Below are 21,681 nucleotides of genomic sequence, written 5' to 3'. Positions count from 1 at the left end.
AATGGTTGGTTGATTAGTTGGTTAGTATGGAGAGCGTCACTTTTTAAAGTGGCGCTTTCTTTTTATTCTTGTTCTTGTAGCATTTTAATCTCATCACGAAGTTTGGCAGCTTCCATAAAATTTAGCTCTTTTGCGGCTTTTTCCATTTCTTTTCTTTTTTGTTGAACCATTTTTGCTTTTTGATCAGGCGTCAAATAAGCTAAATCTGGCTCTGCTGCTCGCAATTCTTCTTTTTGAAAATGATAGGTAGATACCGAATTTTTTGCTAAAGCACTGTCCAAACTTTTATTAAGGGCTTTAGGTACCATATTGTGCTTCGTATTGTAAGCGATTTGTTTTTCTCTACGATAATTAGTTTCGTCAATTGTTTTTTGCATGCTGTCCGTAATCTTGTCGGCATACATTAGTGCTCTACCATTTAAGTGTCTCGCTGCACGACCAACGGTTTGTGTTAAAGAACGATTACTTCTTAAAAACCCTTCTTTATCTGCATCCAAAATTGCTACTAAAGATACTTCTGGTAAATCAAGACCTTCACGTAGCAAGTTTACTCCAACTAAAACATCGAATATCCCTTTACGTAAATCTTGCATAATCTCGACGCGTTCTAAGGTATCTACATCACTATGAATATAACGACAACGCACATCAATTCGCGAAAGGTATTTTGTTAATTCTTCGGCCATTCTTTTGGTAAGGGTGGTTACCAATGTACGTTCATCTAACTCCACCCTTTTTTGAATTTCTTCAATTAAATCATCAATTTGATTTAAACTTGGTCTAACTTCAATTATCGGGTCAAGTAATCCAGTTGGTCGAATAACTTGTTCCACATATATTCCCTCACATAATTGTAGTTCATAATCTGCTGGAGTCGCACTAACGTAAATGGCTTGGTTTTGCAATGCTTCGAATTCTTCAAATTTCAAAGGTCTATTATCCATTGCTGCAGGCAATCGAAAGCCATACTCTACTAAATTCTCTTTTCTTGATCGGTCACCACCATACATTGCGTGAACTTGTGGTATTGTAACATGACTTTCATCAATAATCATCAAATAATCATCTGGAAAATAGTCCAATAAACAGAAAGGTCTTGTACCAGGTTCTCGGCCATCTAGGTATCTTGAATAGTTTTCTATTCCTGAGCAATAGCCTAGTTCTCTAATCATTTCCAAATCAAAGTTTGTCCGTTCTTCTAAACGTTTGGCCTCCAACGGTCGAGCGATATCTTTAAAATAATCAACTTGCTTTACTAAATCATCCTGGATAAGATGAATGGCGTTTTGTAGAACATCTGGCGATGTTACAAACATATTGGCTGGGTAAATATTTAAACTATCATAGATTTCAATAACCTTATTATTGACAGGGTCTAGAGCTTCTATTTCTTCAATTTCATCTCCAAAAAAATGAATTCTAAATGCATGGTCAGCATAACCTGGAAAAACATCAACAACATCTCCTTTTACTCTAAAATTTCCATTTCTAAAATCTGCAGTTGTTCTAGAGTAGAGACTTTGCACTAATTGATGTAAAAATTTGGTTCTAGAAATTACCTGGTCTCTTTGTATTGAAATTACATTTTTTTGAAATTCAACAGGATTACCAATACCATACAAACACGAAACAGATGCAACAACTAATACATCACGGCGGCCAGATAGCAATGAAGAGGTGGCGCTTAATCTTAGTTTTTCAATATCCTCGTTAATTGAGAGGTCTTTTTCAATATATGTTCCGCTAGTTGGAATATAAGCTTCTGGCTGATAGTAGTCATAATAAGACACAAAATATTCTACAGCATTTTCTGGAAAAAATTGCTTAAACTCAGAATACAATTGCGCAGCTAGTGTTTTATTATGAGCTAAAACTAGAGTAGGTCTTTGCACTTCTGCCACCACATTAGCCACGGTAAATGTTTTGCCTGAGCCAGTTACTCCTAATAATGTTTGATGTGGTTCACCGCCTTCTATACCTTTAGCTAATTTATCAATAGCCTGTGGTTGGTCTCCCGTAGGGGTAAAATCTGCAACAACCTTAAATTTCATATGGTAAAAATACTAAAACGGAGGGTCACAAAAGCTTGTCAAAATTTAAGATTAACGCTTAAGGGTAAAAAAACCTTGAACTTCTCTAGCATTATCATCGATGGCTTTGAACCAATAACCGCCCGATGGCAAAGGTCTTCCATTGAAGGTGCCATCCCAACCTCTAGAATTCTGATCTATCTCGGCAATAAATGTACCGTATCTATCAAAAATTTGTATGCTTGCAAGAATAATTTGTTCCCCTTGTGGCTGAATAAACTGCCAAAAATCATTAGTTGAATCACCATTAGGTGTGAAAAATTTTGGAAAACCTTCAACGGTTAAATCTTGAACAAAACTATCTTCAACAATTCCACATCCGTTTTTATCTCTGACATATAAGGTGTGTCCACCTGGTGTCACTGCACTAAAAACATTACTGTCTTGATATGGGCCTGTAATATCATCTATGGCATATTCATAATCGCCAGCACCACTCACTTGCACTTCAATTCTAAGGCCTAAAGCGGTGTCAGAAACTACAAGGTTGTTAATTGTAGCAATCTCAGAAGAAACTACATCAAACTCTAAAATGGTTGGACACTCGATAACTCCACCAGGTTGAGAAATTATGGTATACGCTTCAAGATAATAACTACCAGTTTGTGTGATAGTGACCTCATTTAATTCGGATAATAATGTTTGTGTTCCAAATTCATCAAAATTCACCCAACGATATCCATCAGCACCAATCGGAGCGGTAATAGTTAAAGGGTCAGAATTTTCACAAAATGAAAACACATTTGGTAAGGTAATATCAGGATTGAGTGAAACAAACTCACCGGTATCTTGGTCTAAGAAAGGTCCGCAGCCCAATAAAGTGGAAAAAGTTTCTTGGCCACAGGTAATTGCATCACCTGAATCATTGAAAGGAGTAATGGTAATAAAGAATGTACGATTCGGTTCAAAATCAATAACGAAAGTTGAATTGGTAAAAAATGTTGCATTATTAAGAACATCGGTACCGTCTGGGGTAGTACCAATAGTAACGCGATAACCTGTTGCTCCAGGTACAGCCACCCATTCTAAAAGTGGTGTTAGCGGAATGTTGGTTGCCCCATTTAAAGGTTGAATAAGACTTGTGCAACTTGGTAGGGGTGCTACAGCTCCTGTTCTGAAGGTGAATTCAGTACAACTTAAGGCCGTGCCATTTTCATTTCGTGGTGTAATTTCCACATAAATTAACGTGTCCGGTGGAAATTCACCAGCTGGATTAAAAGCTAAACTTTGCACATTAGTAGTTGCAATATCACCAAGTCCAGGTGCGGTGCCAACAATGATATCATAGCTGGTCGCCGTAGCGGCATAATTCCATAGAATATTCGTGAACACACTTACTCCGGTTGAACCATTTACAGGAGTACGTATGGTAGTACAGCCTGGTGCAGTAGTAACGTCAACTGTGGTGAATGATTGACTGTCACATACGATATCAGTACCGCCTTCAAATAAAAAATCTAAAATGATTGTTACGAAGACCTCGGTATTTTCCGGAAGGCCAGTCTCTGGTGTAAAAGAAGTTGCGCTACCAACAGAGGCCTGACCTAAATCTGATTGCCCAGGTGCTGTACCTAACAGAATCTGATATCCGGGTATTCCGTCTACTTGGTCCCAAGTAATTGTAGCATCAACAGGTACATCGACTTGACCACTTACTGGACTTAGCAGTGGGGGACAGTCTTGCGCAAAACCTGAGGCACAAACACATAGTGCAAGTATAAGGAGCAATTTTCTTTTCATACAGCATCGTTCAAACGAACTGTAATATAGTGAACTTCTTTTAGGCTTAAAAATTTGAAGTATAATCGTCTTTAAACTTCATGTTTCCTCTTTTTAAGTGCTTTGATAGCAACTTGCAATGGAAAAAGAAAAGCAAAAAATTTCTTATAAATCGCGTTTTTTTAATAAAGCATATGACAGGTAAATAAAAATAGCTGTCCAGGCGAATACTATTAAAATTTCATACCAATGTACATGATAATCTAAAATAACATTTTCACCTACTTGATCGGCTACGGTCTGCACTGCTTCTAATCTTGTAATTGGTTGCTTAATTAAATTAAACATTGATTGTAGTGGAAAGAACCCCATTATAGTCTCTGTTGTATCGCCGTCAAAAAGTTTCCATCTGATAAGTCCTCTTATAATCCCTTCTAGAACTTGCCAAATAATTAGAAAACCAAGGGCAAAGGCTGAACGTTTGACTAAAATGCCCAAGAAAAGACAAAAGGAGAAGAAACCAACAAGCTTGATAAAAAATGCTAAAACGAATTCTAAATCAGAAAATATTATGGACATCTCATTGTAATCAGAGTAGAACAGCCCTAAAATCAAAGAAACAACAAAGACAAAAACAGTTGAAATCAATGAAAACGAGATTACTGTTAAGAATTTTGATAAAATAAACTCCTTTTTAGATAGTCCATCAATCAGATTTTGCTTTATAGTTTTGTTGCTGTATTCATTGGCCATCATAGACACAATAACGATGGCTAAAAACAATTTAAAAAATGCTGTTACAAAGGTGTTAAAATGCCAGATGTATGGGAAATTGAAAATACCTATTTCTGCCAAATGAAACTTCACCGGCCCAATGTCGAATTTTATTGCAGCTACCAAAGCAATAGAGGTCAACAATACAAAATAAGAGGTAATTAATATTTTACTGGCTCTATTATTCCAGAGTTTTATGAATTCTATTTGTAGTAAACGTACCATTTCGTTTGGATTAGTTGTTTTTGGTTAATTCTAAAAATTGCTCTTCAAGACTCTCTCTTCTTTTTACCAAATGAGAAAGCACAATTCCTTTCTCAAATAAGATTTTATTTAAAGCCTCTGCTTCCATATCTTCTTTTAAATAAGCAGTTATGATTCCATTATCAGCTTCAATCTTACTAAAACTTGTATTAGTGTCTAAAACTCCTTTAAGTTTTTCCATTTCCACGGCACGTAATTCAAAGAAGCCATGACTGGCAAGCATACTATCAACAGGGCCAGAATATAGCTTTTCACCTTTTCTTAAAATGACCACATGTGAACATACTTTTTCAACTTCATCTAAAAGGTGTGAAGCTAGAAGAATGGTAGTTCCCAGACCAGCAATTTTCTTAATTATTTCCCTAATTTGATGAATACCTTGTGGATCTAAACCATTGGTTGGTTCATCTAATATTAAAATCTCAGGGTCATTGAGCAGGGCAGAAGCAATTGCTAGTCGCTGCTTCATACCTAAAGAGTAGGTTTTGAATTTGCTGTCTTTTCTTTCCCAAAGACCAACCAATTCTAATTTCTCTTGAATTTTATCAACCGGAACTTCTTTGATTTTGCATACCAATTTTAAGTTCTGAATGGCTGTCATATATGGGTAAAAGTTTGGGCGTTCAATAATTGCTCCTACTTTTTTTAATGCTTCGTGGGTTGATGTGTCACCATTGAACCAACTGAATTCTCCTGCTGTTCTATTAACAACATTTAATATGATTCCTAAGGTAGTTGATTTTCCGCTACCATTTGGGCCTAAAATACCATAGACATTGCCCTTTTCTATGGTGAATGATAAATTTTTAACTGCGGTAAGATGTCCAAACTTTTTGGTAAGATTGGATACGGTTAGTATAGTGTCCAAAACAGAATTGGTTTTTTGATTGTTATAGAAGTATGACGATATAGGTCATAAATTGTTACAACTTCTGTTTAAAAACATTATAAGAACGAATATTAATAGTTAGTCTTGGTTAACGCGAAGGGTAATTCTTCGGTTGGTAATAATGTTTTTTGGACCAACGTTTAGTTCAACTTCATTAGAAATGGTCTCACCACAAATAAAAGTATTATTTGTAAGAATAACTCGATATAGATAACCATTTTTAGATTGTTCAGGTGCTAAAACCGTAAGGGCATCAGTTTGTGTACCTACATATTCTAATCCATCACTAATATCATTGAAATTAGTTCCTCCATCCGTACTAACTTGCCACTGGTAATTATCGGTATTGGATTCTGTTAAACCAAAAGATCCATTATCTGGTAGAAATACTTTTTCGTCAGCAGGTTGTATCGTAATCAATGGAGATGTCCCAGCCTCTTGGAATTCAAAAGTGCTATTTGTATCAATATCAATTGGAGTTGTATAAGAAGCTGCAGAAACTGTTCCATTGAGATTAATCGCTGGAGGATTTCCTGTTCCATATTGACCGCCATCACCACCGTCGGCATTAGAATCATAATATGCTTCAATAGTATCATTACAAGTATCGCCATCACTGTCAAGATCATAAACATCAGGTATGTTATCTGAGTCAGTATCACAAGTTAATGGTCCAATAACTTGTAGTTCCGAAATATTGATGTATAAAGAACCAGAGTTCTGCCCAGATTGTTGTAAACGAACATATCGTGCTTTAATTCCTGCCGGAATAACAATTTCTGATACACCACTAGTATTGCCAATTTGAAAAATAAATTCTGCGTTATTTAATGATTCATTCACATTAGTATTTGCTGGAAAAGGGTTATCTGAGATCATTACATAAGCATCCGATAGTCTTTGAGAGCAACAATCAGTGCGATTCCAAATACGAACCTCATCTATTAATTCTGACGTTCCTAAGTCAATCGTTAACCATTCGGTATTAGTTGGTGCTTGAGAATGAGCAATTGAGCCATTTGACCAAGCTCCGTTGGTATTACCATCAATTGCTTTTGAAGCATTGCCGGAAGGATATGTTGAGCTTAATGTAGCAGAACCTGTAAGCGCGAAATTCGTAGTCACGACATTGCATTCAACACTGTCTAGAATCCCATCATTATCATCATCAAGATCTGAGGAATCTATTACATTATCGTCGTCGTTGTCATAATTAATTTCGATGTTGACAAATGGACTATCTGTTGTGAAATTAGAATCAGATTGATCCTGTTCATTAAACGCAATGTTAGTTAAATTTCTGTATGGTACATTATCTATTTCATCAGCCAGTGCTGTTATAACCAGAGTTTCTAATTCACCACTATTTAAAGTTCCTACATTCCAATTAGGTGAAGTCCATGTTCCTGCACTAGGGGTTACAGAAACTAATGAAAGCCCTAAGGGTAAAGCATCAGTAATTACCAAATTAGTTGCTGGGTCAACGGCATAATTTTGAACTGTAATTGTAAAGGTTACAGTATCCCCTTCATTTAGTGAAGAGGAGTCTGCTGTTTTTATTAATTCAATATCTGGGTCGCAATAGTAAGCCGCCAATGTATTAGAATCATAAAAGCATGGTCCTTTAGTAACACGAACAAAATAGTCGCCAGCTACCGTTGGAGCATAGGTAGTACTAGTTGCTCCAACAATTAATTCGCCGTCTCCATACCATTGATATGCATCAAAAGTTTCTCCTATTATTTCTAAAAAGGCACCAGGAAGGCATTGCGTACCAGTAATTTCAAGATTAACATTTGGTGCAACATCAAATCCAGAGAAGTAACCTGCAATACCCCGGTTCGAGTTAACTCCAAAAAATCCGACAGCAATAGGTCCAGTAGATTGCACATCAACATTTCCGCTAAGATTAGGTATATAAAATGTCTTCCAATCTGAATTGCCAGCAACAGAATTTGAAGCGGGCATGGTAACTATACCTGTGCCATCTGTAACAACAATGTTAGAATCTGGGGTTGTTGTTGATGCAATAATGGTAATGCCGCCTGTTAAAGTTGTATTGGCAGCATCGGTTATATCTGGAATATTATTTACTGTATCTGGAATTAAACAGTTGAGAGGTGCTACAAAATTTAGACCAGCAGTTTGAATACCCGTACTACCGGCAATGTTCTGGTAGGCATATGCATCTTTTGAAACACGTACATACATATTAGCCCCAGGAGTACTGGAAGAATAATTACTGCCTGGTACCATAAAAAATTCGCCGCTATTAATTGTTGCCATTGGGGTTAAGGCACCATTGACAAAAATTTGAGTATTATTTTGGGTAGCAATAATTATTGGAAATTCATTTGCATCAGTTCCTCCGGCTCTAACAAAAACATATTCTTTACCCAATCTATCCTCTGGAACAGGTTGATCCATACCTGCATCTCTATTTGTGGCGTTGGCTTGTCGCCCATAGTTCAGCATTCCATTGCTAATCACGATATCTTTATCGGCATCTACAGAAGCCCCAATCCACCCTTCACTTTGAGCTAAACTAAATGTATTTCCCAAGTAAGCTTCAAAAACAAAAGATTCATTTTTATCAAGTATAATTTGATAGCTATTATCTGTAATTCCATCACTATCACTACCTAATCTAAAAGTACAGTCTGGATTATAACCTGAAAGCGTTATAGTAGTATTATCTTCAGTTGCCATAATACCTAAAGTGTTGGATTTTGAAGAATGTGTTCCTAGATTGGGTGCGCCACCCCATTTGAAATTTTGCCCCATAGCAGCCCTACCTTTGGCCGTTAATGAAGCAGCTTGTGAGCCCGAAACTCCTCTGTAATTAACATAAAAACTATTTCCACTGGGAGCTTCGAAACGAAGACCAGCATTATTAAGAACTACTCCGGTATTAGCATTTGTTACTAAGGTTATATTATTATCCCCATTGCCTAAAACATATTCTTGCGGGGATGCGTTGGAAATGGTGAAATTAGCAATTGATGTTGTACTAGTTCCTCTATATACAAAAACCGTAAATGGAGTTGTCTCTGGGGTAGATAAATAAACAGACTGTTGTTGGATTGCTTGATTATTCCTCCCTTGTTTTAATGGTGGCAAATAGTGTAAATCACTAAGTTGGGCATAACCAAACGAAGTAATCAGTAATATAGTTAGAAAAAGAAGTTGCCTCAGTTTCATGAAGTGTTTCTATTTTGTAGGGTTCTATTCGCTTAATTACTAGTAAGATACTTGCGTCTGAGGTTGAATGACAATTGTTTGTTGTGAAAAACCTAATAGCTGTTGTATTTCATCGATAATTGTAGTGTAGTCCTTGATTTAGTGTCAAAATAAAAAGTCTCTTGAATATCTGATTCAAGAGACTTTTTATCATAGGTTATGATTAAACTAATTATCGATAGAGCGTAAAATGACCGATGAATTCTCGCTGGTCACTTTCACCATTTAGCTTAATAATATACCAGTAATCACCAGTTGGTAAATTCGTGTCATTGTATAAACCATCCCAACCTTCTGCGTTATCTTCTAATCGGTATACTTTACGACCGTACCTATCAAAAATATTGATAAATATATTTGGGTATTGATCTATGTTTTCTGGTATCCACCTATCATTCAATAAGTCACCATCAGGGGTAAAGAATGTCGGTATTTCAATATCAATGAACTCCATATATATTGAAGCCATCGCTTCACAGCCATTGGCATCAACCACTCGTACCGTATAAGTATCTGTTCTAGTAATATAGAAAGTACTTTCCTCGCCATTGTCCACATCATTGAAGTAATACGTATATCCTTCTAGGCCACCAGATACTGAAGCTGTGATTTCGTTCATATTAGATTGTTCAGCAACTACCATTAGTGGCATAAAATCTTCTATTTCAAAGTCTATGGAATTGACACAACCATTGGCATGTGCAATTGTTAAAAAGTGCTGCCCAGGGCTTAGGTTTGTAAAATTAGGGTCTAAGACCATGTTTGCTGGATCGTCTGTATCAATGCCATATAAAACGTCTTCTGCTACAGTTTCGTCTTCAAGGGTAACTACTATACGATTGTCTGGTACATCACCCGAACATTCATATACTACTTCAATACCTGCATTAATATTTGCGCCAGCAGCAATTTCGATTATTTCATTAGAAGTACAATCATTTGCATCTTTAATGAAAACTACATAGGTATCACTAGCTAAACCGTCAAAAGTCATTTGATCAGCAACGAAATCACTATCATTATTACTATTCAAACTAGTTCGGTAAGGTGCTGTTCCACCTGTAATTGTTAAAGTGATAGTACCATCTTCATCGCCAGCACATATTTCTGGAGTGGCCGTATAGTCTATTTCAATTACATCAGGTTCAGTTATTTCGAACTCAATTAATTCAAAACATCCATTACTATCTTGCACCACTACATCATAAGAACTTGCCATAAGACCAGTAAATATGTTGCTTGAGTCGAATTGGTTTAGAGTAGGTGTTATCGCATATTGATAATCTCCACTACCACCAGTAACATTAAGCACAATACTACCATCTGCGCCACCATTACAACTAATATTAGTAATTACTGGATTAACGACTAAAGGTGTAGGTTCGTCTATAATGATTTCTGAAGAAGTCGTTTGACAATCTTCACTTTGCACACTTATATAATAAGTACCTTGAGGTAAATCGGCAAAAACATCAGAACTTTGATATGGTCTAATTTCACCAGTTAATAAAGCATCTGAGAATAAACCATATTGATAATTTCCTAAGCCTCCGTTAGCACTTGCAATGATAACTGCTGTGCTATCGCCATTACAATTAATAATTGCTCCACTGGTATCAATATCTAAAGTTAAAGGTTCAATGGAATTCAACGTTATTTCATTTGAAATTGTTGAAACGCAATTGAAGCTATCTTGTATATAATATTGGTAAGTGCCAGCAGGTACATTACTAAATAAATGGGAATTAGCACTATTTGTTTCGTTCATGGCATTAAAGTTAACACCATCAGTACTCCATAAATACGGTGCTGTACCTCCCATTGCACTAAGCTCAAGTTCTGCCCCAGACAAACAAGTTAAGTTTGCCGTGGTTAATAACATTCCTCTTGGTTCAACAGGATTAATTATTTCAACAATACTAGATTCAAATGAACAATTCATGTCATCTAAAACTGTAATACTATAAAATCCTGCGCCTAAATTATCGAATGCTTGTAAAGTTTGCGTGGTAGAGCTTTGAATCAAGTTCGTACCTAAAGCATCATTATAACTGTTCAATATATATCTATAATTTGAGGTAATATTTCTTGGGTTCAAACTTATGGATACCGAAGCATCAGTATCGCCCTCACAAACTAAAGTTGTAGCGGCTATATTACCGGAGATAGGATCTGGCAGAAGTAATTCAAATGCATTTGTGAACGTAGTTGAACAACCTAAGTTATCTGTAACTTCAACACTATATTGTCCGGCGCTTAAACCTTGGAAAAGATTAGAACTAACTTGTAAGGCGTCATAAACTACACTTGTTGTTGTATTAGTTAAGATAATATCATAGGGTGACTCGCCACCAGCAATGGTAATACCAGCACTACCTTGGTCATTGCTGCATCCAACTTCGGTCAAATCAATCGGCTCAAGTGTAATTGGTGCACTTGGAGTAGTAATATTGAATGATCGAATTTGTGTACATTCTGGAAAACCATCTTGTATAACTTCAACAATGTAATTACCGGCAGGTACTGCAATTGCGGCCGTAGGACCAAAATCAGGAGAAGCCCCATTAATTATAGCTACACCGTCATCCGAACGGTCTGCAGGAGTGCCGTTGGTATCAAAAATATTGTAAGTAAAACTGCCAGTGTAAGTGGCATCACTCATAGTCAAGCGAATACTTCCGTCACCACCAAAACAAACAACGTCTGTCAATTTTTCAACCGTAACGTCAAATGTATTTGGTTCTTCTACATTATGAGTAACAACCGTTTCACAACCCGTATTAATATTTGTTACCGAAAAAGTATAAGATCCAGGTTGTAAATCGCTGAATTGATTATTTGCTAATTGAGCAGTACCAGAAGGCAACATTCTAAATTCATAGTTGGCAGGATTAGCTGTAAAATTAGTAATACTGCTCACTATATCTATAGAAATATCCTCTCCTAGATTGCCACAGGAAATAGCATCATCTATATGAACTGTTGGTGATCCTAGAACATCAAACGGTGCTATAATCGCCGTTGTCGAACCAAAGCAACCGCTATCATCATATACATTTATAGTGTAAACACCACCTGCAAAATCGGTTTCAATATATGTTGTATTTGTTCCCGACTGCACTGTATTTGGCGCTTCAACTGCCACTGTATTTGGATCATCTTCTTCAATGAATTCGTACCTAATAAAGTTTGAACTACCACCGTTTGCTCCACTTACAGTGATTGAAGCATTATTTGCGGTGTTACCAGAAGTACATCCAAATTCAACAATTGTCGGAGCCGGTACACTGATAGTACTTGGTTCAGATATTGGAATGTCAACACTAATGACTTCGCAATTATTGGTTGCAGCGTTACCAGTCACAGTAATGTTATAACCATTTGCTATTGCAGCTCCAAGTCCGGTGAAAGTTGCAGAATTTCCGGTAGTGCTTGTTGGCGCAATACTTGTCGCTACACCATCTCTTGATGTTATTTCAAAAGTATATGGTGCTGCCGCCCCATTAGTAGTGGAAATTGTTATGCTACCATCATTTGCACCTAAACAAGAAATATCAGTTGATATAATATTAGGGTCAATTACAGGTACAATTCTATTCGGTACATTGATTACAAATTCTCTATCACAATTTGCATTACTAGGAGTATTTGTATCATAAATTGTTATGGTATAGTCACCAGGCATTAATGTCTGATAATCAAAATTAGTTCCGGGTACTGCGGTTTGAGCAACTGTCGGAGCACCGGCAGTATTAGTAATACTATACTCGTAGCTTCCAGAACCATCTAGTATATCGATATTTATAATTGCTTCTGGTGAAATAGTACAGTCAATTAGTTTTGTTAAAGAGGCGTCAACAGATAAAACTGGGTTAACTATAAAATTACTTTCTAGAGCTGTACATCCATTGCCATCCATTACATAGACATCATAAGCACCAGGAGTTGCATTGGTAAAAACACCACCATTATCCTCAAAAGAAGTAGGAGCTGGGTCGCCAGTTGCTACCATTGCATAACGCAGATTTCCTGCAACTGAAACACCAACTGCATTTACTGTGATTGGTGAAACACAGTTATCTTGTGTTACACTCAAAGTTGGGTTAGGGGCTAAGGATAAGGTAACAGTGTTCAATACAAATGGGCAGCTATATTGGTCATACAGCGTTACGGTATAATCACCTGCTGGCGAATTTACAGGAACTTCTATAGGATTGTCTATTGTGCCAGTTAATGTTGTAAAACCTACTGGACCAGCAAGATCATAAGTATAAGGGTTGCCACCTCCGCCGGTAATACCAGTAACTGATATTAAACCTGGTAGATTACAAGAGATATCTCTAATATTAGTAGCTAAAGCGCTTAACGGAGCTAGCTCTGGTATATAAGCGTTCTCACTTGCACCTCGACAAGCATCAACATTACCAGCATCTACTTGAGTAATTTCTATGTAATATTCACCTTCTCCTAATAAATTAGTGGTAACAGTACTACTAAATGCAACTATTCCACCACTAGTTTGAATTGGGGTGTTATTCCCTAATTCGAATATCTCCCAACGCATATTTGGGTACGAAGTATCAGGAGTTAAATTGAATGTTATTTGACCAGTAGTTGCTCCCGCACATGTTGGAGTTATATCTGATGTAATTTCAATTGGTAAGTCTACCAAAGGAATCTCATTTACGTTCACATTACTTTGTCGAATACAACCAGAACCATCTCTCACATAGAATACATATGTTCTTCCAGGAACTAAAATTGGTACTTCAGGATATTGAGCTGTCGTTGGGTCAATGTTTGCAAAAGTATGTGAAGTCCCACTAGGCACATTATTTACCCAAACATTAGGGTTCAAAATAAAAGTATTGAAGTTTGCAGGATCATCTGTATAGGTGTAATCATATCCTCCAGTGTCATCACCTTCACTACCTTCCACGGTAACTTGTAAATCATTACAACCAATAACAATAGCTGATAGAGTAATATCTAAGTCATCAAGTGGAAAAGGAATTAAATAGCGATCAAAATCCTTTTGACAGAAAACACCAGGTGAAACTTCTACTCTAATAGAAGGGAAAACCTCTGTCCCTGAAAATGTAGGATTTGCTACTGAACCTCTGAGTTCATTAGAAACTTGCCAAGTTGTACCACCATCATTACTGTATTCTACAGTACCAGTTGGTGTAACAATATTGTCAAATTCAAATCCGAAGTCACTCTCGACAGTACTTGCACAGGCCGCAGGTAGTATTGGAAAAATATCAGCAGTTATTTCGATTGCGTTATTAATGGTAATTGTTGTTGAAGTGATGTCACAACCATTAACATCTGTTATGGTTACTTCATAATTGCCAACACCAATACCAGCATAGTTTAAAGTGGTTGTTGTTATGTTAGAATTACTTCTACTATAATCGATACCGTCAGCCGGGCTTAAATCGACAAGAGAATAAGTATATGGGCTAGTGCCCCCACTCATGGTAATATCTACTGAGCCAAGTCCGTCAAAACATTGAGGATCAGTTGGTGTAGCAGTGACCGTTAAAGGAGCTACAGGGGTTAGTATGATATCTTCAGTTAACGATGTACAAATAGCAGGGGCACCATTATTATCTTGAACATGAATGTCATATCCACCTGGATTAGCGGTTGCCATTACTTCGGTTATAGTTAAGGTGTTTGTAGCAGTAAATAGACCTGTTGGGTCGCTATTTGCAGGTACAATGGCATAAAGTAAAGTTCCATTACCACCTGTTGCATTTACAGTTATTAAACCACTATTACAGGCACTTAGTGCTGTAACATCAACATCAACAATCATTTGAGTGTTAATAACCACCGTTTGAGTGTTTGGAGCATTTGGACATCCAAATTGATCTCTTACTTCAATGTCATAACTTCCAGCTGAAAGTCCATCAAAAGTATGTGTGGTAGCTGTTGATGGGGTAGGAATTATCCAAGGTCCACCATCAATTCTAAATTCGTAGTTTCCATTACCAGCTGTAACATTTACTACAATTGAACCATCATTTGTACCAGAATAACAAGCTGTTGGGGTTACATCAAAAACAATATTGTTTGGAGCTACAATAGTGACAGGGGTAGTAGATACCACATCGCAACCATTTTGATCCCTTACTCTTACTACATAATCGCCGTCAGTAATGTTGGTAAATTGAGTATTAGTTTGGTAAGCTGTAATTACAGCACCTCCAGAAGTTTCTAGTTGATATTCAAATGCTGGATTTCCTCCCGTTGCGGACGCTTCCAATGTTCCACCAGTATTAAAACAAGTGAAATTTGCTGTTTGAACTAAAGACGGAACAATTACATCTGGTTCAGTTAAAGTTGCTGCAAAACTCGTCGTACAAGTATTATCGCTAACTTTTCTAATTTGAACCGTATAACTACCGTTTATTAAGTTGCTTGGTGTTGTAATTGGTGAACTTAAAGAAGTAGTCCAAATAATACCGCCATCAGTTGAATACTCAAATCCGGTTGCGGTATCAAAGTTGGAAACTTCAAAACGTATCGCACCATCGGAACCTCCATTACAACTTGGGTCGGTTGTACCTAAAAGATTAGCTGAGAATTCTTGATTATCTTCTACGATAACTGTTAAATCAACTGTCTTTTCACAAACTTCAGGTAATTGGTATGCCTGAATATCATCTAGGATAAGTTCGTTACCGTCGTCACCGCCTTGATTGCTTCTAAGGACGATACCTACATTTGTATTGGCTCCCGGGTTAAACGTTATTGTTCTTTCATGCCAATCATCAGCATTTGTGTTTTTTGGTATTTCAGCTGTGATTACATTATTTAAAATAGCACCAAATGCATCAATTAATTGAATTTCAATTTCTGGATTATTTCCAGCTGATCCGGTGGAACGTAAGTTGTAAGCATAAAATGTAATAGTAATATCCCTATTTGGTAAAACCTCGATATTACTTCTTTGCCATACTACGCTATTGAGACCCACTAAATTATTACTTGGATTAATGGCGAAGAATCTACCATCTGTTAAGCCAGAATGATCATTTGGATTGCGATAAAAAGAAACTGGATTGGTGACCAAATTGGTTACAGCATATTCGCCATCAACCAAGATTCCTGCCGGACCTAAATTACAAGCCGTTGTAGTACCATTCTGAGGTTCATAACAATATCCAGGACCTATTTCTCCAATTTGGGTGGTTAATCCCGCTCCAAAATTTTCAAAAAACACTGTGCTTTGGGCCGGAGTAATACTGCTTGAGTACCCAACAGTTACCGTATGTGTGCCATCCGCAACATTAGTAAATACATTGTTATCTAAAGGTGTGTTTCCTGTACCGTTCAAAGTATAAGAATAAGTAAAGTCACTAGTGTTTGAAGGGTTTATGGTTATATTACCAAATCCATCACAATCATAATCAACCACCTGATTAAAACTAGGGTCAGTGGCCGAAGCAGGGACGATTAAATCCATATCAAAAGTACAACCTAAGTCATCTCTAAGCACTAATTGATAGTTACCTGCTAATAAATTTTGTTCATCTATTGGTCCAAAATTAGCACCACCATCAAAACTATATTCATATGGAGCTTGACCTCCATTTGGGTTTAATATTTTAACTAATGCACCTGTAGTATTACAGGAAGCATCTTCAATAATAGTTGCGGAAGCCGTAAGTCTATATGGTTCTACAATTTCATATTCAAAAGTTTCAACGCAATTGGGCCCGCTAGTACCACTTGAGTCCATGACAGTAATGGAATATAAACCAGCTGGTAGATTTAAGAATGAATTGCTGTTTTGGTAGTTAATTCCGCCATCAAGGCTATATTGATATGGAGCGGTACCACCAGTTACACTAACTGTAAGTTCGGCATTCGAAGCACCTGAACAAGTTATTCCAGAATCTGAAGCCGTAATTACTGGACTTCCGTAAAAATCAATACTTATAGTATTCGAAATTGCAAAGCATCCATTACCATCAATAACAATAAATTCATAGTCTCCAGCATCTGTACTATCTCTGAATAAGAAATTTGAAGTAGTTTGCAAATCAGCCGGAAGAATATCAGACGGGTCTGCATATAGATCAGTTCCATCTTTACTCCAAATTGCCATAAAATAATCTGGGTCAGGAAGACCATTACTAGGAGTAACAGTTACAATACCAGAATTACACGTTATATGTTCGGAAACTACGGCACTTAATTGAGGGTCATCAATTTCAAGTACTGAAATTTGTTGTGAATCAAAACAACCATCTTGGGTACGAGTAATGATAATATAGTCTTCAGGGTTGACATTTGTAAAAGTGTATGTATTACTTGTTAATGCAGGTTGACTGCTAACTAAAGAACCTTGACCTCCATTGCTACCATCATCAAGTCGCAGTTCATAACTGTAGTTAGGTAACGCATTTAAAGCTTGAACGGTAATGGTGCCTAAAGCATTACAATCGGCAGGAGTGGTAGTTAAATCAACACTAAAATCTCTTTCTTGGATGCCAATATCTGGTGTTTCAAAAATACAACCACCAATTAATGGAGTTCCATCAACTGGGTCTAATTGCGTCACCTGAACCTTATAAACACCACTTGTTGTAATATCAAAATTTGGTCCGTTATTAGCATTGTATGGTACAATTACATTATCATTATCCGCGGCATCAACAAGTTGAAAACCATAACCAGAACCTACATTGGTAATTCTGATGTTACCTGGTGTGCTACAAAGAATATCAGACGCAGTGTGTTGAACGTCTAACTCATTTTTGAACACATTAAAGTAAAAACGACTGAAACAACCATTGAGGTAGTTGATAACTACTCTAAATTCGCCGCTTTCAGTAAGTGTAAAGTTGTCTGTTGTTGCTACAGTATTCCAAGTACAAGTACCATTTTTATTAGCACAATCATCACCAGTATCTGAACAACTAGCTTCGTCAAGTTTTTCCCAGGTGATTCCTTGTGCATCTGTGATACCTAATTGAATAGTAGCTTCGTCATCTGCACCACATAAAAATATTTTTGGTAATAAATCTCCATCAATAGAACAGGTTACAATCTGACCTTGCATGTCATTGTCGGGATTGGCATCACCATTTACTTGATTAAAATAATCAACAATAGGGTTAGTTTGAGTTGTTCCGAAACGTTCTACCGTTATACGTTCTACTAAATCAGGACAGGTTCCACCCGCAGATTTTTGAACAATATAGTCTCCGATATTTGTTACGAATAAAGTGCTTGGATCACTGTCCGGATCACCATCATTTTGGGCAATATCTGTTCCGTCAACTACTCCATTACTATTGGTGTCTAAAAACCAGTTATAAGTTGTAAATCCTGAACCAGCAGTTAAAATGGTATTATCACCACAAAGCTGTACCGTTCTAGCTTGATTACATCCTGTTAAATCATTAAGTATTGAATTACTCGCAACTTCAGGTGTTCTAGGACAAGCCGTAATTGAAGGAGAGCCGTTTTCGTCTGTAAAAACAGCAGTATTAGTTTCTCCTTCGTAAGTAGAATATGCTAAATTTTCTAAAGTTGAAGAACATGCTGCAACAAATTCTGAACAATTAGCTGCAATTGTTACTTCAATTCTAATGCTATATTGTGGATCTCCAACTTCTACAAGATTATCTGGTATTTGAAAAGTAAGTTCATTGGTTACCGGATCATAAGTAGGAGCCGGTGTTCCTGGCGCGTTAGATAGGTCAGCAGTATTAAAAGTAACGTTGTTAGGTAAAATATCTCTTATTGAGTAGTTTACTGCATCATCATCACCGGTGTTTTGAAATCGTAAAACGTACTCAAAAGTTTGCCCAAGACTAACATCTTGACCATTAATATCATTTCCACCTAAGTCTTCAGAAGTATTTTCTAAAAGAATTTCTGGTGCAAGTACTCTTACATAAGAAGCATCATTTACGGTTCCATCAACCGGATCAACATCAGGTGTTCCATTACCGTATTCTCCATCGTCTCCACCATCAGCATTTTCATCTTTATAGAATTCATTTGCATCACTACATCCGTCACCATCACTGTCTAAGTCTAAGCTATCTGGAAGGCCATCATTATCAGTATCTCTGCAAACTGGAACATCCGCAATATTAATTTTTATATCGTCAATAAAGTTACCTACCGAAAGACTCCCACCAGCTGTTGATACCGCTTCAAAAATGAAGACGGTATTAGTTTGACCTAAGGGTACTGTATACGTTCCGGTGTACAAGCCCCAAGCGGTGTTATCATCAGTCATTGTACCTTGTTCAGTCGCCGATGCAAGGTCAGCACCAATTCGTAGTCGCATAACATCTGTACCAGATCTACCTCTGTGTCTAAAGGACCAATTCATTACTGTACCAGGTGTCAAACATAAATTTTGGTAAAGCGCTGAGTTCTGTGTGGCATTTAGTTCTGCAAACTGATTTCCATCAAAAGCATCTACACCTTGAAAATTATCAGACCAAAATTCAATATTTCCATCAGTGGATGTTGTTAACCAACCTGGAACACTAGATTCGTTAAGAATTCTATAAGTGGCATTAGGAATTATTGGAGATTCAAAACTTTCATTAACTATGGCTTCAAAACAAATATCTGCTGCACATTCTTCTGTGTCATAAATACCATCATTATCATCATCTAAATCGGTTATATCTCTAACCCCATCATTATCATAATCATTATGAACAATAATGCTTGTTGATGGTATATCTTCAGATGTGTTGGTATCTACCTGATCTTGGGTATGTGTTACAGTATTGGTTAAATTAACTAAAGGTAAAATATCTATTTCATCACCACGAACTTCAAGCTCTAATTCTGCCGTAAGGCCACCGTCAAGAGTTCCAATATTCCATGTATTTCCGCTCCAACTACCATGTATAGTAAAAGCACTTACAAATGAAAGACCTGCTGGAAGATTATCGGTTAATTGTAAATTTGTTATGGGACCAACACCAAGGTTTCTTACCTTAATTGTAAAGGTAGCGGTTTCACCTTCCATTATTTCTGGTTTGTCAACCGATTTATTTATAACAATATCTGGATCACAATAGAGCGCTCTAATAATATTACTGTCATAAGTACAGGGTCCTTTGGTTCCTCTTACGAAGAAGTCTCCTGCACCGGATGGTTCATAATTTGGACTATTAGCTCCAGGAATAAGAACACCGTCTTCAAACCATTGGTAAGCATCAAAATTACTAGTAGCTTCGTAGATTTCGGAACCAACAAAACAACCAGAACCTCCCCGAATTTCTAAAATCACTTCAGGTACGGTATCAAAACCGGAGAAATAACCTGCAACACCACGTGCTCCGTTATAACCAAAAAATCCAACCGCCATGGGGCCTGTAGATTGTACATCTACATTGCCATTTAGATTTGGTATAAAAAATGTTTTCCAATCGCTTGAACCCATTACTGGGGTTGAAGCCGGTAGGGTAACGGGCCCATTACCATCAGTGACCTGTATATTAGTGTCGGGAGTATTGACTGCGGCAATAATAGTTACTCCACCAGTAACATCAGTACCTGCCATATTTCTAATGTCAGGAATGTTATCCATAACATCTGGTAAAAGACAGTTAACTGGTGCCACAAAATTAAGACCTTGAGTATATGCTGTTGACGCACCCGCCATACATTGATAAGCATAAACGTCTTTAGAAGTTTGTACAAACATATTTGCACCAACAGTATTTGCAGAGAAATATGAACTTGGAATTTCATAATAGTCACCTTCATCTATCGTAGCAATTGGAAGAGTCCCTCCATTCACATAAATTTGAGTGTTATCGTAAGTTGCAATAACTAAAGGGAATTCTGTCCATCCATTAGCATTACCATTACCTCTAACAAAAACATATTCTTTACCTAGTCTATTTTCAGGAACCGGTTGGTCAATACCGGCATCTCTGTTTGAAGCCCCAACTTGTCGACCAAAGTTTATAGAACCATTACTGATTACAATATCTTTATCAGATTCAACAGTTGCTCCAATCCAACCATCTTCGTGTGCTTGGGTTGGTGCTGTACCAATATAAGTCTCAAAAACAAAAGACTCATTGGCATTCAAAGTAATCGTATAAGTATCATCAGTTATCCCCGCTCGGTCATTACCTACTCTAAATTCACAACCCGGATCATATCCGAAAAGCCGAACTGTAGTATTATCTTCAGTAGCCATTATACCTAGTGTATTCGATTTTGAAGAATGTGAACCTAAATTTGGTACACCACCCCATTTAAAACGTTGGCCCATGGCTTGCCTACCTTTTGCAGTTAAGGAAGCTGATTGCGCAGAACTACTTCCGCGATAGTTTACGTAAAATTTATTTCCGCTAGGTGATTCAAATCGTAATCCGCTATTATTTAAAATAACACCTGTATTGGTGTTATTTACTAAAATGATATTGTTATCACCATTGCTCATGGAGTATACAGCTGGACTTACATTCGAGATATTGAACGTTGCTACAGGTGTTGTGCTAGTACCTTGGTATGCATTAACAGTAAACGTTGTTGGTTCAGGAGTAGACAAGTATACCGCTTGCTCTCTTATACCGGCATTATTTTGACCTTGCTTTAAAGGTGGTAGATAATGAAGATCACTTAGTTGTGCATTAATAGATAAACTAAATCCTATTACGAAGAATAAAAACAGAATTTTTTGGCGCATTAGTTTAA

Annotated in this window: 6 protein-coding genes; all 6 read right to left on the bottom strand. The window is 37.0% G+C overall.

Annotated elements, in window-relative coordinates; translation table 11 throughout:
- Positions 1 to 62: 62 nt before the first annotated feature.
- A complete protein-coding gene (gene uvrB, locus RM542_RS10700; RefSeq protein ID WP_311385742.1) occupies positions 63 to 2,051 on the bottom strand; it encodes an excinuclease ABC subunit UvrB in 1,989 nt (662 codons plus the stop codon).
- Between the two features lie 51 nt (positions 2,052 to 2,102).
- The gene (locus tag RM542_RS10695; protein ID WP_311385741.1) at positions 2,103 to 3,830 is read right to left on the bottom strand and encodes a T9SS type B sorting domain-containing protein; all 1,728 of its coding nucleotides are present in this window, start codon (positions 3,828 to 3,830) and stop codon (positions 2,103 to 2,105) included.
- A gap of 144 nt (positions 3,831 to 3,974) precedes the next feature.
- Positions 3,975 to 4,808: an ABC transporter permease gene (locus RM542_RS10690; RefSeq protein ID WP_311385740.1), complete on the bottom strand. Its 834-nt coding sequence runs from the start codon at positions 4,806 to 4,808 to the stop codon at positions 3,975 to 3,977.
- A gap of 10 nt (positions 4,809 to 4,818) precedes the next feature.
- The gene (locus RM542_RS10685) at positions 4,819 to 5,715 is read right to left on the bottom strand and encodes an ABC transporter ATP-binding protein (RefSeq protein ID WP_311385739.1); all 897 of its coding nucleotides are present in this window, start codon (positions 5,713 to 5,715) and stop codon (positions 4,819 to 4,821) included.
- A 99-nt stretch (positions 5,716 to 5,814) separates the two neighbouring features.
- Positions 5,815 to 8,937: a discoidin domain-containing protein gene (locus RM542_RS10680; RefSeq protein WP_311385738.1), complete on the bottom strand. Its 3,123-nt coding sequence runs from the start codon at positions 8,935 to 8,937 to the stop codon at positions 5,815 to 5,817.
- Positions 8,938 to 9,148: 211 nt separating this feature from the next.
- Entirely contained in the window at positions 9,149 to 21,673 is a 12,525-nt protein-coding gene (locus tag RM542_RS10675; RefSeq protein ID WP_311385737.1) for a T9SS type B sorting domain-containing protein, read from the bottom strand.
- Positions 21,674 to 21,681 lie beyond the last annotated feature (8 nt).

It is taken from the genome of Croceitalea sp. P059 (genome assembly GCF_031846365.1).
GTDB lineage: Bacteria > Bacteroidota > Bacteroidia > Flavobacteriales > Flavobacteriaceae > Croceitalea > Croceitalea vernalis.
Note: the sequence above shows the minus strand (reverse complement) of the source record. Positions and strands in the feature narration are given on the sequence as shown.

Bases quoted from the DNA above. Each gene is read 5' to 3' on its own strand.
- RM542_RS10695 (WP_311385741.1), bottom strand. From the start codon at position 3,830: ATGAAAAGAAAATTGCTCCTTATACTTGCACTATGTGTTTGTGCCTCA.
- RM542_RS10675 (WP_311385737.1), bottom strand. From the start codon at position 21,673: ATGCGCCAAAAAATTCTGTTTTTATTCTTCGTAATAGGATTTAGTTTA.
- RM542_RS10690 (WP_311385740.1), bottom strand. From the start codon at position 4,808: ATGGTACGTTTACTACAAATAGAATTCATAAAACTCTGGAATAATAGA.
- uvrB (WP_311385742.1), bottom strand. From the start codon at position 2,051: ATGAAATTTAAGGTTGTTGCAGATTTTACCCCTACGGGAGACCAACCA.
- RM542_RS10680 (WP_311385738.1), bottom strand. From the start codon at position 8,937: ATGAAACTGAGGCAACTTCTTTTTCTAACTATATTACTGATTACTTCG.